Annotated in this window: 13 protein-coding genes; 5 read left to right on the top strand and 8 right to left on the bottom strand. The window is 44.4% G+C overall.

Features of this window, described 5'->3' with window-relative positions; genetic code table 11:
- Nucleotides 1-140 precede the first annotated feature (140 nt).
- Nucleotides 141-629 (top strand): RadC family protein, encoded by a 489-nt coding sequence (locus H7F15_RS19235; RefSeq protein ID WP_185198631.1) that lies wholly within the window; start codon nt 141-143, stop codon nt 627-629.
- A gap of 137 nt (nt 630-766) precedes the next feature.
- Here the strand turns inward: H7F15_RS19235 and H7F15_RS19230 are convergent, their stop codons facing one another.
- On the bottom strand, nt 767-1618 hold the full coding sequence (locus H7F15_RS19230; protein ID WP_185198630.1) for a YafY family protein: 852 nt from the start codon (nt 1616-1618) through the stop codon (nt 767-769).
- A gap of 975 nt (nt 1619-2593) precedes the next feature.
- On the opposite strand from H7F15_RS19230, the gene H7F15_RS19225 reads away from it, so the two are divergent.
- From H7F15_RS19225 to H7F15_RS19215, 3 genes are all read left to right on the top strand, one after another.
- The gene (locus H7F15_RS19225) at nt 2594-4990 is read left to right on the top strand and encodes a TonB-dependent receptor (protein WP_185198629.1); all 2397 of its coding nucleotides are present in this window, start codon (nt 2594-2596) and stop codon (nt 4988-4990) included.
- A gap of 28 nt (nt 4991-5018) precedes the next feature.
- Complete coding sequence (locus H7F15_RS19220; RefSeq protein ID WP_185198628.1) at nt 5019-6233, top strand: DUF4374 domain-containing protein; 1215 nt, start codon at nt 5019-5021, stop codon at nt 6231-6233.
- An 80-nt stretch (nt 6234-6313) separates the two neighbouring features.
- Nucleotides 6314-7534, top strand: a complete 1221-nt coding sequence (locus tag H7F15_RS19215) for a PepSY domain-containing protein (RefSeq protein WP_185198627.1) — start codon at nt 6314-6316, stop codon at nt 7532-7534.
- 328 nt (nt 7535-7862) lie between these two features.
- Here the strand turns inward: H7F15_RS19215 and H7F15_RS19700 are convergent, their stop codons facing one another.
- Complete coding sequence (locus tag H7F15_RS19700; protein WP_221627136.1) at nt 7863-7985, bottom strand: sigma factor-like helix-turn-helix DNA-binding protein; 123 nt, start codon at nt 7983-7985, stop codon at nt 7863-7865.
- A gap of 282 nt (nt 7986-8267) precedes the next feature.
- Between H7F15_RS19700 and H7F15_RS19205 the strand changes: the two genes are divergently transcribed.
- On the top strand, nt 8268-9773 hold the full coding sequence (locus H7F15_RS19205) for a sorbosone dehydrogenase family protein (protein WP_221627135.1): 1506 nt from the start codon (nt 8268-8270) through the stop codon (nt 9771-9773).
- A 78-nt stretch (nt 9774-9851) separates the two neighbouring features.
- On the opposite strand, the gene H7F15_RS19200 is transcribed toward H7F15_RS19205, so the two are convergent.
- The 6 genes from H7F15_RS19200 to H7F15_RS19375 all read right to left on the bottom strand — a co-directional run.
- Nucleotides 9852-10979 (bottom strand): lactonase family protein, encoded by a 1128-nt coding sequence (locus tag H7F15_RS19200; RefSeq protein WP_185198626.1) that lies wholly within the window; start codon nt 10977-10979, stop codon nt 9852-9854.
- 1 nt (nt 10980) lies between these two features.
- Nucleotides 10981-11451 carry a cupin domain-containing protein gene (locus tag H7F15_RS19195; RefSeq protein WP_185198625.1) on the bottom strand — a complete coding sequence of 157 codons (471 nt, stop codon included), beginning with the start codon at nt 11449-11451 and terminating at the stop codon, nt 10981-10983.
- Between the two features lie 62 nt (nt 11452-11513).
- Complete coding sequence (locus H7F15_RS19190; RefSeq protein WP_185198624.1) at nt 11514-12290, bottom strand: alpha/beta fold hydrolase; 777 nt, start codon at nt 12288-12290, stop codon at nt 11514-11516.
- A 34-nt stretch (nt 12291-12324) separates the two neighbouring features.
- Complete coding sequence (locus tag H7F15_RS19185) at nt 12325-13140, bottom strand: SDR family NAD(P)-dependent oxidoreductase (protein WP_185198623.1); 816 nt, start codon at nt 13138-13140, stop codon at nt 12325-12327.
- A 34-nt stretch (nt 13141-13174) separates the two neighbouring features.
- A complete protein-coding gene (locus H7F15_RS19180) occupies nt 13175-14761 on the bottom strand; it encodes a sorbosone dehydrogenase family protein (protein WP_185198622.1) in 1587 nt (528 codons plus the stop codon).
- Between the two features lie 930 nt (nt 14762-15691).
- The coding region (locus H7F15_RS19375; RefSeq protein ID WP_221627134.1) for a hypothetical protein at nt 15692-15871 on the bottom strand (180 nt) is incomplete at its 5' end.

Genomic DNA, 15871 nt, shown 5'->3' with positions numbered 1-15871 from the left:
TTTATACCCTTTTACAGGAACGCGCTGTTCTCCCAGGCCACTGTAAACACCCGGGAATTCAAACATACGGTCTTGCCCTTAGTCCAGCCCCAAGGCAGGTGGGGCACCATAATCAATTCCTTTCACTAAAAACAACGATTATGGAAAAGAAAGCTAAAAAACCAGCACCAGTAAAAGCAGCATCACTTAGCAGAGTTGCCGAAGTAAAGCTAACTTACCGCTCTAAGGTAAAGCCATCCGACAGGCCACAGGTCACCAGCTCTGCTGACAGCTACCGGATTCTGAAAGGAACCTGGGACACAGGCAAACTGGAGTTTGTCGAGCAGTTCAAGGTGCTGTTGTTAAACAGGGCCAACCGGGTGCTGGGCATCTACGAACTCTCCACCGGAGGGGTGGCAGGCACCGTGGCAGATCCCAAGCTGGTCTTTGTAGCTGCTCTGAAAGCCTGTGCTTCAGCTATCATTCTGTGTCACAACCATCCATCGGGTAATACCAAACCCAGCGCGGCAGACCTGCAGCTCACTAAAAAGATGAAGCAAGCAGGGGAAGTGCTTGACATCGCCGTGCTGGATCACATCATCCTCACCAGCGAAAGTTATTATTCACTGGCAGATGAAGGGCTCCTGTAGCCCTTCTTTTTATTCATTCTGCAGGAATTGGAAGGGCAAAGTGGCTGAAGCTTTCAAAACTCATCTAGTATCTTTCACTAAGATAAATAGCTTCTCAATAATTTGTTTAGGCCCGTAAGGCCCCATCTTTCTACATATTAAGATTGATAAATCACACGACACTCTTCATATGTGTTTAGTATCTCCTGTCTCAATGCTTCCGGCTCTAAGACCTTAACATTTTTTCCAAAGCTTAAGATTGTTGCAATTAGCTCGTAATTGATAACAACTCTTAACTTGATTCTTAGTTCTTGGTCGTCATCAATTAGAGTCTCCTGTGAATGATGCAGATGCTGGGTCTTTACATAATGTCCGTCATGAGGAGTAAAGGATAAGACGATATTTTCCACCTTGCCATCTTCCAGTGAGATTCCAATGGTGTTCTTGAAATACAGCTCCGGTTCAAATCCTTCGGAATGGATGAACTCTTCTCCTTCAGCGGGGCGAAGACTGTGGATTCGGTCCAGGGCAAACTTTCGAATATTGTTGGTCTCGTGCTGCAGGCCGACCAGATACCATCTGTTACGATATTCTTTGAGCAGGTAAGGGCTTAGAGTTCTTTCCTTGGGAAGCGTATCATCAAACTTTAAGTAAGAGAGTAGAATAGGTGACTTGTTCCTGGTTGCAGCTATCAGTGGATCAAGGTACTCTTTGCCCTTGGAATAAGGAGCCCTTTCAAAATCAATAAACTTCAGCCCTTTTGCCGGTCTTTCGAAGCTGATTTGTTGCACAAGGTTGATCACCTTGTCGACGGTTGAGGCAAATTCATTGAAGACGGCTATATGCTTGTACTGGCTCAACGTATCAACGGCTGTAGCTAGAGCTTGCAGTTCCAATTCGTTCAATGGAAAGTTGCCTATAGAGTAATTCGGATCAGTGTAGTAGTAGCCATTCTCTTTTTTCAAATACGCGATGGGGGCATTGTAATTCAACTGAGAGCAGTTACGCATCTGGTAAAGGTCGTAATCCAGGCTTCTTTCGCTTATATCAATGTCCTTTGTTTCGCTGATCCATTGAATCAGTTCAGCTTTGGACCCTTTGAGGGTGGCAGTGGGTATCCAGAGTCCAGTAAGGCTTTCAGCGCTGGTTGTGCTTCTTAAGTAATTCTACAAATGTGCATGTTTTTCCTGTTTACCAAGGTAGGCAGCCTTTACCTGGTTGGCAGTGGCTGCTTTTCCTTGTTCGACTAGCCGGCGATGGGCTCCATTCACTTTCTGTTGAAGTGTATCGAGATAAGCGATCAGGGAGAATGCCGCTTCTCTCGTGCCTATGGCTCTACGGGCAGATGAGTTCCAAGTTAGGGGATCACAATCCCTGGCAGTAGAGAGCTCTGCTCCTTTCCTGCAAAAGTAATTAGGAGATAGATGGGAACGGGGCCTGTGGTGTAGTCTCTGGGCTTATTGAAGTCAAAGATAATACGGACACGCTTTCACATGGCTCATGTGGCTTTATTGGTTAATGAAGTTAGCCTTGCAGCCAGCTGAAATCAAGATGTACAGTACCTGTACATCTTGTGTATCCATAAGGTAAGCCAGATTCGGTGAATTGAGAAAGTAACTTAAAAAGGCGCACCGAATTACACTCCTTTTTATCTGTAGAAGCCTAAAGATCCAGTTAGGTTATAAATGAAACAATCTCGCAAATACTTGATTTTTATATATTTGCAGAATTATAGTATGAAAACTTGTAGGCCGGAGGATTGAATTACCTAACCATTTCCACGGCGATTTGGCGGCTTCAAAAGATAAATTACACTTAAAGAGTGTGTCAATATGATTGGCAAAACTTAATTTCTGGTTTGCAATTTGTTCAGAATTTGCTATTTAAACTCTCATCTATTTAGATTTATTCTAAATAATTTTGTCTCCTTCATTTTTCATTCTACATTTGTATCAGTTTAAAACTATTCTAAATAAGAATAAGCTATGCAATTGTATAGTAGATCTGTCACGGCGTTCTTCATTTTTCTAGCAATACTTTGCTTAAGTAATACTGCTTTAAGTCAAAGTATAGGTAAAGCTAGTATTTCTGGAAAAATAATAGCTTCATCAGCCGACGCATTAGCAGGCGTAACCGTGGTGATTAAAGAAGCTAAGGTTGGAACTACTACAGATGAAAAAGGCCAATTTAACTTACTTGAGATCACACCTGGCAACTATACATTAGTAGTTAGCATGATAGGATTTGAATCACAGGAAAAAAATATACAGTTAAAAGAGTCCCAAAATCTAACTATCAATTTCACACTTCAGGACAAATCCTTTGATATTGAAGGCGTGGAGGTTATTGGAAAATCCGCTACTACCCAAGTAAACGAACAAGCTTATTCTGTTACAGCCATCTCTACCAAGGAACTGCAAAACAGCACCTCTGATGCAAAAGAAGTACTAAACCGAGTATCCGGGGTAAGGGTGCTGGAAGAAGGTGGATTAGGTTCTAACGCTAGCTTTAGTTTAAATGGCTTTTCAGGCGATCAGGTTAAGTTTTTTCTCAATGGCCTGCCGATGGATAATTTCTCTTCTTCACTAAGCTTGAGCGATATACCGGTTAATACCATCGAAAGGATAGAAGTGTACAAAGGCGTAGTGCCGGTATGGCTTGGTACAGATGCACTAGGTGGTGCTGTAAACATCATTACCAACAAAAAAGATAATTACCTGGATGCATCTTATTCTGTAGGCTCATTTAATACACACCGCTTGTCACTTAATGGAGCTTATACAAACCCAGCCAACGGCTTTACTTTCAGGGGTAGCGGCAACTATAACTACTCCGACAATAACTATAAAGTATGGGCAGATATCACGGACAAAAATGGTAATGTAAAAGAAACGTCCGAAGTAGAACGTTTCCATGACCGCTACCGCTCTGCTACCCTGATGCTGGAGACCGGCTGGACAGGTCGAAAATATGCCGATAACTTGTTATTTGGCCTGATTGCATCGGGTAACGACAAGCAGGTGCAGACAGGGGCAACTATGGGGAAAGTGTATGGAGGCATCCTACGAAACAGCCAGTCAGTGGTACCAACTTTAAAGTATAGCAAAGATAACTTATTTACTGAGGGCCTGAACGTAAGTCTGAACACAGCCTTTAACTATACAAAAAGCGAAAGTATTGATACGCTGAGCGGCGTCAGGTTTAACTGGGCTGGGGAGAGATTTGAAGATGGTTCTACAGATGGCGAGCGACTGCGGACTTTTACAACGTTTGATGATACCGACTTTAACAGCCAGTTAAATGCAGGTTATACTATTAACTCACAGCATTCGCTGGCGTTTAACTACGCAGTTTCATACTTTAGACGCAAAGCTTTTGATAGCGAAGACCCTGATAAAATACAGAACAAATACCCAAAAGCATTAAACAAGCATATTCTGGGGCTAGCCTATAAATTAGACCTATCTGAAAAATGGTCTACAACGTTGTTTGGTAAAATGTATCTGCTACAAGCAGAGACTGACAAAGAATTTGGTTTTGGAACTGATAACCGCCGTATTGGTACCTACCAAGTTAACAATGAAGATTTCGGTTATGGCGTGGCAAGCTCCTACTTTTTACTGCCTACGCTGCAACTAAAAGCATCTTATGAACATACGTACCGCCTGCCAGAGCCTGACGAAATTTTCGGTGATGGGCAGTTCATCAACCCTAACCCGGACCTGGGACCTGAACAGAGCGACAACTATAACCTGGGTGCTGCTTATAGTTTTAAACTTGCCCCAGATCACCAGTTTAATCTGGAAAGCAGCTTTATTTACCGCGAATCAACAGACCTGATTCACCAGAGTGTAAATGTTGTAAGCGCTGAAACCACTTACGGAAATTTAAGTGATGTACGCACTGTGGGCGTAGAAGGAAGCATGAAGTACCAGTGGCGCGATGTGCTGCATATGGGCGGTAGTGTTACTTTCCAGGATATTACAGATCAAGCTGATTCGCTTTACAATGACTATAACGGCTGGAGCCCGAACTTATACAAGGGATCACGTCAGCCAAACAAACCTTACCTGTTTGCTAATGCTAATGCAGGTCTAACATTTAAAGATCTGGTAGCAGAAAAGTCAGTAGTCGGATTTAATTATTACTTCAATTTTGTAGAAAATTACTATTTGACTTGGAAAAGGTTTGGTGATATAAAACGGAAATTTGACATCCCAAGGCAAACTTCGCAAAACGTAGAAGTATTCCTGAATCTGGCCAACGGAAAGTATAACATCTCTGCTGAATGCCGCAATCTGACTGACGCCCGGCTTTATGATAAGTTTTACCTGCAAAAACCCGGACGTGCTTTTTACCTGAAGCTACGCTACGTCCTTTAAACTATAGTCCATTTATAATAATAAACACATGAACCTTATTAAATTTAGAAAACGCCTTGCTTTACCGCTATTGGGCCTTTGCGCAACCACAATGTTGGCAGCCTGCAGCGACGACGATAATACACCTACTCCATCTGCTGGTGAGTTTGTCGTATCACTGGCTTTGCAGGGTAATGATAATACCTTTACCTACTATACAGTACCTTTTGAGGATGTAATGAGCGGAACGCTTTCAGCAGTAGGGCAGGGTATTGAGCAGCCGGGCTATTACGACTTCACACAGATAGATAATACCATTTACAGCATCGGCGGACTGGATGATGTGAACGTGGTAGGTATAACCAGAGATGCCAACGGCGAACTGAAGCAGATTGGAAATGTGTCCTTTGCCAGCAGCCTGAAGGATATTGTGAAGGCCGATGCCAGCACACTGGTTGGTGTAGAGATGGATGGAAATTCTGATGTGATCAAATTCCATACGTTCAATACCAATTCCCTGACAGTAAAAGGTACCAAAACGCACCAGGTTTCAGCTATAACAAACCAGGTGGCGCCATCTTACGCCGGCATGCGCATCAGTAATGGCTATCTATACCTGGCGTATTATATTAGCGACCCAAGCACATTCAACACAGCATCCACTGAGAAAGCTGAGATTGCTGTTTTCACGTATCCGGCACTGGATTTTGTGAAAGTAATGGAAGATACAAGAGTTGGTCCGATAGGTGGCTTTAATACAAAAACAGGCCTGATTAAAGACGAACAGGGTAATATCTACGCTGTCTCTCACTCTAATCCAGCAAACGGCTACAGCCAATCCACCAAGCCAGCCGGTATTCTGCGTATTAACAGTGGCCAGACCACCATTGATCAAAATTATTTCTTTGATGTGGCAGCTGTAACGGGTGGCAAAACAATTTCGCATATGCTATACCTGGGCAACAACAAAGTGTTTGTTGAAGTGAACACCGCAGACCGTGCACAGCAGCAGAGATGGATGGACAGTCCGCTTAAATCAGCTATTATTGATCTGAACACGAAAGCCATCACTTACATTCAGGGTCTGCCGGAACATTCAGGTCTTGGTCGCAGACTGAGCGCCCTACACGATGGCAACAACCTGTACATAGCTATTCCGGAAGGTAATAAAATATACATGTACAGAATTAACCTGGAAAACAACACGGCTACAAAAGGTGCTGAAATACAAGCTAACTTTGTAGCAGGAGTCTCTAAAATATAGTTTACAAACTATACCTACCAGCTCTGCTATAGTATAAGCAGAGCTGGTAGAATATTTTTATCATTACCCATTAATTAAACATGAAAGGCAAAAAGAACAGCAGCAGAAGTGTTTTCAGGAAAGTAAACGACTGGCTACACCTCTGGCTCGGACTTACATCAGGTATAGTAGTGTTTATAGTTAGCATTACAGGATGCCTTTACGCTTTTCAGCAGGAGATTAAAAATGCTTTAGAGCCCTGGCGTTTTGTAGAAGTTCGAAACAAGGCTTTCGTACCACCTAGCCAGTTACTGGATACTGCTAGCGTATACATGCCTGGCGCTGAACCAACAGGTTTAACTTATAGCAATAAGGAAGGTGCCGCAGCTGTAGGCTTTGGGGGTGAAGAAAATGGCAAACGTACTTTTACAGCTGTTTTCATGAACCCTTACACCGGCGAGTTTTTGAAGAAGCAGCATACTAGGGGAGACGGTGAATACGACTTTTTCAGGTTTGTTATTGATGGCCACCGGGCACTTTGGCTGCCTTATACTATAGGCCGGCCTATAGTTGGGGTTGCGACGCTCATTTTCCTGTTATTATTGGCGACTGGCCTCATCATGTGGTGGCCTAGAAAATGGAACAAGTCTAACGTTAACAAGAGCTTCAAAATTAAATGGAAAGGCAGCTTTAAACGAGTAAACTATGACCTGCATAATGTAGTGGGCTTTTATAGTTTAGTTTTAGCCTTCGTACTTGCCGTTACGGGTCTGGTGTGGAGCTTTAAGTGGTTTGAAGACGGTTTATACTATGTAACATCCGGTGGAGAAGAGATGCCGGAACATCATCACCCGCACTCTGACCTGTCAAAAGCTAATTTGCTTGCTAACGACACTATTCCGGTATTAGACAAAGCTTGGTACAAAACACTAGCACAAGAGCCGAATGCACAGGGCTTTTACATGACTCCTGAACTGCACGACAAAGAAGATGCTATAGAGGTCATCGCATATCAGGATCATGGTTCCTGGTATAACCGGAACGAATATTACTACGATCAATACACCCTAGAGCATTACCGTGTGAAAGGAGACAAGTATTCCGAAGCCAGCCTCGCTGACCAGTTAGTGATGCTAAACTATGACATCCATGTTGGAGCTGTTTGGGGTTTGCCGGGTAAGATTCTGGCTTTCTTTATAAGCTTGATTTGTGCCAGTTTACCTATTACTGGTTTTCTCGTATGGTGGAATAAAAAGCATAAAACAAAGCAAACAAGATTACCTAAAACTAAATCCAGCCCTAGGTCAGTGAGCGTTTCGTAAGGGAAAGTTATATAGTCATTAGACTTTTAGAATGGTTTAAAGGATGGTCCAACTTAAAAGAAAGTTTGTCTAATCAAAAGCCGCTTCACTTTAAATGAAGCGGCTTTTGATTATAGTAGATCGAACTATTTTACAGGGATTTAGCAGCTGTGTATATCTGGAGGGGGAGAGAGTCGGTAAAGCCTTTTGGTTAGTTACATATGGTGGATATTAACTAACTTAATAACTGTTATCAGAAAGCAATATAAGTGAGGCTTTATTCTAATAAAAGTAGCTACCAAAAGCTAAAGACTAATTTATTCTAAGCTGAGAAATTTCTAAATAAAAGTCATCCTACAAGTCTTGCTTTAAGTAGGTGTTTGGCCCTGAATAACCTGGTTTTTACATTACTTTCGGATATTTCTAAACATTTCATGACTTCTTCCTGAGTCATTCCTTCTACTTCCCTCAAGTAATTCGATAACCTGGTAACTGTGTTTATTACCAGCCAATTAGAGTATTGAATGGTTGCTTTTCACATGCTAAAATATTTTACATTGTATAATTATAAATTTAAATTTTGTGTAACCCTTTACTGATTCGTCCCTCTAACGTTTAGTCGAGTCAGAATTACCGGGTTAGTAGTGTAGGATGATGTAGCGTAGCATCATAGCGCTTTTTTGGGGATGAATCTGGATGTAGCTTAATGAAGGAACTTGGGTAGCACTTTTAAGTAATTTTAATTTATATAACTATGAAAACAGAAAAAAACACTCAACTGGATACCGGTCCAGACATTCCTCCTTGCTCTTCACGAGTATTTTATCTTGACAAACAGTTCTTTAAAAGAAAATTAAGTCAGCTTGCCAGGTTTCATCTCACAGTACTTATAGTCTTAGTTAGTTTGCTTTGGCAAGGTTGCTCTAAAGACCTGGATGAAATGGAGACGCTTACAACTGAAGATGGTTCAAATACCGCTAAATTTAACGTACCATCAGTAGGGCTACAGGTAATAGCAGATGGGTTCGTTTCTCCAATAGGAGTAGTAGCTGTTCCGGATGAGAGCGGACGTTTAGCTGTCATAGATCAGGTTGGTAAAATATGGATGATAGATGGGAAGGGAGTTACCATGCCAACCCCTTTTCTGGATCTGAGTAGTAAGATTGTTCCCTTGAATCCCTTCTATGATGAGCGTGGTCTTTTAGGGCTGGCATTCCACCCTGATTATGCCATAAACGGGCGCTTATTTGTGTATTATACTGCTCCACCCAGACCAGGCGGCCCTGCGCCTGCTGTTTCCTGGGATAACCTCAGCAGGATAGCAGAATTTAACGTTTATTCTTCAGACCCCGATAGGGTAGATGCAGCATCTGAGCGGGTTATTTTGGAAATCGATCAGCCACAGTTTAATCATGAGGGAGGTACCGTTGCTTTTGGTCCGGATGGGTATTTATACATATCGGTAGGAGATGGTGGAGGCGCTAATGATGTCGGACCCGGCCATGTGGAGGATTGGTACCCGGTGAATGCAGGTGGAAACGGACAAGATGTAGAAGCAAATCTGTTGGGGAATATTCTGCGAATCGACATTGATAGCGGGTTCCCTTATGGCATCCCTTCAGACAATCCCTTTGTAGGAAAAGCGGGATTAGATGAGATATACGCTTACGGCTTCCGAAACCCCTTCCGATTCTCATTCGACCAGGGAGGCTCTCGTAAGCTGCTTGTTGGAGATGCGGGGCAGAACCTATGGGAAGAAATCAGTGTGGTTGAAAAGGGAGGTAACTATGGCTGGAATGTAAAAGAAGGCACACATTGCTTTGATGCTGCGAATCCTTTACAAGTTTTACCATCTTGTCCGCAGGTGGATGCGTTAGGTAATGAGCTTATAGATCCTGTGATAGAGTTGAAAAACTGGATGAACCCGACTGGTGGCAGAGCCACAACAGTTATAGGAGGGGAAGTCTACCGTGGAAATTCTATACCTGGTTTCCAGGGCAGGTACATTTTTGGTACATTCTCTCAAACACCTACATCAGCAGATGGAGAGCTGTTTATAGCACAGCCTGCAGGTCTTCATCTTTGGTCGTTTCAGGAGATACACCTGAATGGGAATCAGGAAGATATTGGCTATTACTTACGGGGTTTTGGGATAGATCTGGAAGGGGAGGTATTTGTAACGGCATCCTCAATTCTGGGACCAAGCGGAACTACAGGTAAAGTCTTGAAACTAGTTTTGAATGAAAAACAAGTAAAATAAAGTATCGCTTTTGTCATTTGTTAGCCAGCCCGTAAACCCATATAAAGAAAGCTATTTTTACTTCTTTGTATGGGTTTACTAATTCATATATTCAATAGTTCCTATAAAAACAGGTTTTTCCAGCTCAGCCTGGTATCCCGAATGCGTTAATTTGCCTGTATGACGGTCAATACGGAATGAGACTATAGTGCCTGAATGCTGGTTTGCTGCCAGTAAAAAATTTCCATTTCCGGCGATGGTAAATTCGCGGGGCCACGCACCCCCTGAGGGAGTGTTTTCCAGGTGTGTTAATTTTCCGGAAGTCTCATCAATAGCAAACACTGCCAGGCTGTTATGCCCGCGGTTCGATCCATATAAAAATCTGCCATCGGAAGTTATCCGTATACCGCCACATTTATTTTCCTGGTGATATTCTGCAGTGATAGTAGCTATAGTTTGTATTTCGGTGAATGTGCCGGCTTCCGGGTTGTAGGTGAGCGCTGAAATAACGGAGCTGAGCTCGTGGATAAGGTAGGCAAAGCGTCCGCCGGGATGAAACCGCAACTGCCTCGGACCAGACCCGGGTTCTGTTTTAAAGGTTGCAACTAATTTGCCAGGTAGTAAATGTTGTTCATCCGCATGCAACTTGTATTGCATAATGCTGTCGTTCCCCAGATCCACTACAAAAACAAAACGACCATCGGGGCTACAGGTAATACAGTGTACGTGCGCCGACTCCTGCCGGTTGGGGTCGGGGCCTGCTCCGTGGTGCCGGATCTGTTCTGATGCTTTTGCCAGCTTTCCGTTTTCCTGAACTGGAAGAACGGAGATCGTGCCGCTCTTATAGTTGGCGACCAAAGCACTTTTACCGGTCCTGCTCAGGGTAATGTAAACCGGCAGGCTGCCCAGGCTGGGCGTGCGGTTAAGAAAAGTAAGATTCCCCGTTTCCCGGTTCACAGCAAAAGCGCACACAGCTCCGCTGCTTTTGCCTCGGTAATTTTCCTGCTCGTTTACAGCATACATATACCGGTGCTGCGCATCAAATACCATGTAAGATGGTTTCTCTCCGCCCTTAAATCCTTTTATGCGAGTTAGCTGCCCAGTCTGTTGATTTAACCTGTACAGGAAAATACTGTTCCGGTGTGCTGGCGCGTAAGTCCCTACATATACCAAAAGCGATTCCGGATCTTCCCATCTATAGTTGCCGTTCTTCTTCTGTCTTGGCATATTATCGAAAGTCGCCGGGTTTTGCACTTTTCCATTTTGCATCAGTCAGCTGCACGATCATGAGCACGGCAGGTTGCAGCCCGATCGTTCCGGACAGATGTCCTTTATGCCCTTTGTCATCGGGTTTAGTATCCTGGTCTCCACCGAAAGAAACGTCTCCAGGTCCCATTTCCACGCGCTCTCCATCCATCGTTTCCACAAACCATTTACCGGATAAAGGCACGATCCATTGCGGTTCCGGATTCTCATGCCAATCGCCCACCCACCCGACAGGCAACTCCGTGAACAGCACCTGCGCATCAGAACGGAATAAATGATCGTTCCACTGTGGCGCTGCGCCACCGCTTATACTTTCCTTTTTAAAGTTGGTAAGCGTAGCTTGCGTTTGCCTGCTGATACCGTTCTCATCTGTCCAAACATGCCAGTAGGAGAGGCTTGGTTTATGCTGTTGATCTTTTGTATTATCCGGCATATCGTATAGTTTTTTATGTTTTTGAACTGGTCTAGAGTTTGCGAACTATAGTTTAATTCGTGTCAAGAACCTGTATGTTGTTGCCCGCGGGCAGAAACCAACTCCCTGATGTGCGAGGCTACCCAGTCCGGCGCTTCCATCGGGCTCAGGTGACCAATTCCGTTTGTAGAGATCAACTTTGCCTGTTTCAGTACCTTCATTACCTGCTCTTGTATCACATCAGCAGTTATAACCGGATCATCGACGGAGGCCAAAACCGCTATCGGTATCTGCAGGCCCTTGACTCTTTCTGCAATAGAATGTTGCATCCCTTCCAGTAGCCACCAGCGCCAGGTGGCAGGGTCGGTTCTCAGCTGCGTTTGGATGGCCAGGTCGTGTTGTTGCTGCGTGATGGGGCATTTTATGGCGTTGGCAATACTTGTTTCGGCTTCATGTGCGTCGGGATGGTGCAGCATGCGTTCTTTTTCTTTCTGCGGCATTGGTTCTATAGTTGGCGGCGACGGAGCAACCAGTATCAGCTGCTGCACAGCACCGGCGGTATCTTCAGCCGCTACCTGCAAGGCAATTTTACAACCCATCGAATGCCCGATCAAAATATAACTTTTAACTCCCAGCTTTTCCAGCTCCTCCCGAACAAAATCTGCAAAGGCCTTAATGGATGGAGCTTCAAGTGCAGGTATTTTCCCGAAGCCCGGTAGATTTAGAGCAATGCAACGGTAATCATCCGAGAGCCTTTGGGCCACCCACTGCCAGCTTTGTGCCGAACCACCGAAATAGTGAAGAAACACCAACACATTTCCCTTGCTTCCCCATTCCAGAACTGTATTTTTACCTGCCATAAGTTATAGTTTGTGAAAGTATTAAGGGCTTGCTCTAACCAAAAGCTGTTGCTACCGATCCACCATCCACCCGGTAATTACTACCGGTAATATAGCTGGCATGCTCTGAGCACAAAAACGCGATCACAGCTGCTACCTCACTGGCTTTGCCCCGCCGGTCAACTACAATGTTCTCACGCTCGTTTTTCAAAAACCAGGTGATGGCTTCGTCTACAGAAGTGTTTCTTTTTTCTGCCAGTTCCTCCATCATGGCATCAGTCATAGGAGTAGCCACATAAGCCGGCGACACACAGTTGATCAGGATACCTTTCGGAGAATATGCTTTAGACAAACACTTGGTCAGGTTAATGATACCGGCTTTGCACGCATTGTAGGGGCTTTCTTCCTCGTAAGGTTGCAGGGCATTTTCAGAAGCGACCAGCACAATTCGACCCCAGCCTTTTGCTTGCATCTGAGAAATGAAAGCCCGGCATACCCGGACGGCCCCCATTAAATCAATATCGATGGTATGATACCAGTCTTCGTCACTGAGCGAAAGGAAATCGCCGGCAGCGCCCCGTATACCGGCACAATTCACTAAGATGTCCGTACCACCAAATGTATCTTTAGCTTGAGCTGCCAGTTGTTTTACTTCATCAAAGCTTGTCAGGTTTGCTGTAATGGGCATTACTTTCGTATCCTCTTTAGCTTGGGCGCGAACCTCCTCCGCAGCTTTTTTTAACTCTTCATATGTCTTATCACTCAGGATAATATTGACACCTTCGGCTGCCAGCATTTTGGCGGTAGCTAGTCCTATACCGGAATCGGCACCAGTTACTACTGCTGTCCGACCGCTTATTTTCAGATCCATGTTTTCATGATTAAGTATTTCATTACATAATGAATTATTTGCCTGGAGCAGGGCTGTGCAGGCGGGTAGGCAGCGGAGTTAGGTTAGCGGGTGGTCTGGCAGTTTTAGCTCCAGCCTTGGTAATGCGCCAGATAACACCTGTGCCCGGTACTGGCAGTGGAAATGGTCCTGCACCCGCTATATCGCCCATAATTACCCCTATATCCACCACATAGAGCGTCTGTCCGTCTGGTGAGAACCTGGCTTCCACCGGGTGCCGCGGTCCAGCGGTAACTATCGTTTCCAAGCCTTCAGGACCAGGAGCGCTGTTACTAAGGAATGGCTGTGTTTCTTTAGTTGCTGGGTCTATGCGTGCTACAACATAGCCTGTGCTTGGGTGCGGATCGCCGGTGATGGGTGTGGCTGGACCAAACTCAGCCAGAAACATATGTCCTTTAAAACCGAAAGCATCACTGGTGCTGAAATCAAACTTGGTGGAAGCAGCGTTTTCGGGACGGGTGAGCCAGGGTTTTTCCACAGATGGGTGCTCCGCCATCAGGAATTTGAGCTTAGGTCCACGCTCAGATCGGAATTGCGGATCTGTCACCGGGATACCGCTGGAAAAGTCCGGGTAACCGTACCAGCCGCCCTGTCGGATCTGATAGATATTGTCTTTTGCGTTGGCGATCGGGCGGCTGCCGCGCTCATCGTAGGCATTGTCTGTTACATACAATTGTCTGTCAGGCCCCCACATAACACCAAACGGATTGCGAAGCCCCCAGGCATAAACTTCGAGTTCCGAGCCGTCTGCATTCATGCGCAGAATAGTACCGCTGGCTTTGGTTTGTCCTTTTATAGCGCGCTTATGTTCTCCGAAAGGCTGAAAACCGCGGGTGCGCACCAGCAGCGAAGTGTTTTTATTACGGTTGAAGATACTGGTAACGGCATAAGATACATTGCTTCCGAGGCTAAGCAGGTTCCCCTGGCGGGCCATAACATTATTTGGTTGCGGTGTCAGGAAGCTTTCGCGGGTGAGCTTTATATCTTTTGCCGGTATGTCGTGTTCGTTTGGCCATAACAGCAGCCAGATATACGGATAAGCATTGTCAAGACCAACTACGCCTGAATTGGTAGATACACCCTGCCCGAAATAGATTTTGCCATCTGGCCCTACAGTCATCTGATTATTGAAATGATCCCCATAACTGGGCAAGCCCGTTATCAGGTCCTGTACGACTCCATTTGCTCCTACAGCTGATATCTTACCGCGGTGCGACACGTATAGCAGATTCTGATGCCAGAGTATATCGGTAATAGGACCAATGAAGCCATCAGCAAATAAGTTAATTTCACCCCCAGGATTGATACGGAAAATGCGGGCTGGGGCAAATGGATCTCCATATACATAGCCAGCTTCCGCTACATATATGTTCCCGTCTGTATCAAAATCCACACTGGTAGGCCAGTTCAGGACCTGCATAAATACTTCAGCTTTATAACCTGGCGGCACCTGCGCTGCTACTGCATCCGGCAGGGGCACTTTAGGTATCTCCTTCGTAAGTATATCCACCGGAACAGTCGGCTGTGGTGCTGCACATGATACTACTAATAAAAGAAGCAATAGAGTGCTTTTCGATTTCATGATGTATCTGATAAAGTGAAACGGAAGTTTTGGATAGGGTGCTATTAGGGGGAAATAAGCATGTACCTCCTTAGGCAAGGAGTAAGCAAAGACTGTCAGGTTCAGCGGAGCCACATAATGAATAGTAGAGGATAGTGCCTCAGACAAGGGTGGCTTCTATTAAAAGTTATATCAGTGCTGATGCGGACCTGAGATTACCAGCAAGTTGCAAAGTCCAAAGGAGGCGAGCAATCGTCTGTTATCAATGAGTAAGCATTGATATGTTGAATATGACGGGATGTAATTGCTCGGATCCGCATAAGAAGTGCGATTATTATATTATATCAGATAAAATGAGTTGTAAAAAGTTATAGAGGCGACTTGATTTCTCTGTAACTATTTCATCATTATTCCGAGCTTACGTTGGTTTTTTTTAAAAGATTTAAGATTGCTTAGTGCCTTAGCCTTCTCTGTTTTATTAATGGACGCATAGTAGGCTCTTTACACCAAAGCAGACTAGATAATAGTTTCGTATGAATGAAATTCTAGAGGTTGATGCTTACAAAACGTCGTGTAACTGATACAGAAAGTATATCGCGTAATAAGATGCTACTGTTTACTATACTTTAGTCGGGTGTGATGAAACTTGGTCTAAACAAGGAAAATTGTGAGCTCTATTTGAGTTTGGATTAAGAATACTGAAATGAATATAATAAAAATATCACTAATTACACAAGTATTGGCATTACAAAATGAAGAGCTATACATGTTCTATTTACCAGACCTAATATTAGCTTAAACATATACTACATTGCACGCAGCTACTACTTATACTTCATCAATCCACCAAAATGGCGCTAGAATAGGCTTCAGCTATTACGCACATAGTGCAGATAAGCGTATATTGTCATATATCCAATAGTTGGCCGTGATTGGGCTTATTTTCAGATTTTAAAGTGGTGCGCTTTTCAGGCTTTTTAAGGGCTGGAAGGCATCAAAGGCCCCTAAAGGCGGGCAACGATCAGAAAAAGAGCCAAAGGAAGAAAAGCAGTTTCTGAGTAGAAGTCTTGCTTCGGCGGTGCCGGAAGAAAGCTGGCTTTCGGACGGAAGCGTCCAGGCAAGACTTTGGTG

Origin of the sequence: Pontibacter sp. Tf4, assembly GCF_014212495.1 — a bacterium.
Taxonomy (GTDB): Bacteria; Bacteroidota; Bacteroidia; order Cytophagales; family Hymenobacteraceae; genus Pontibacter.
This window is presented reverse-complemented; position numbering and strand designations above follow the sequence as displayed.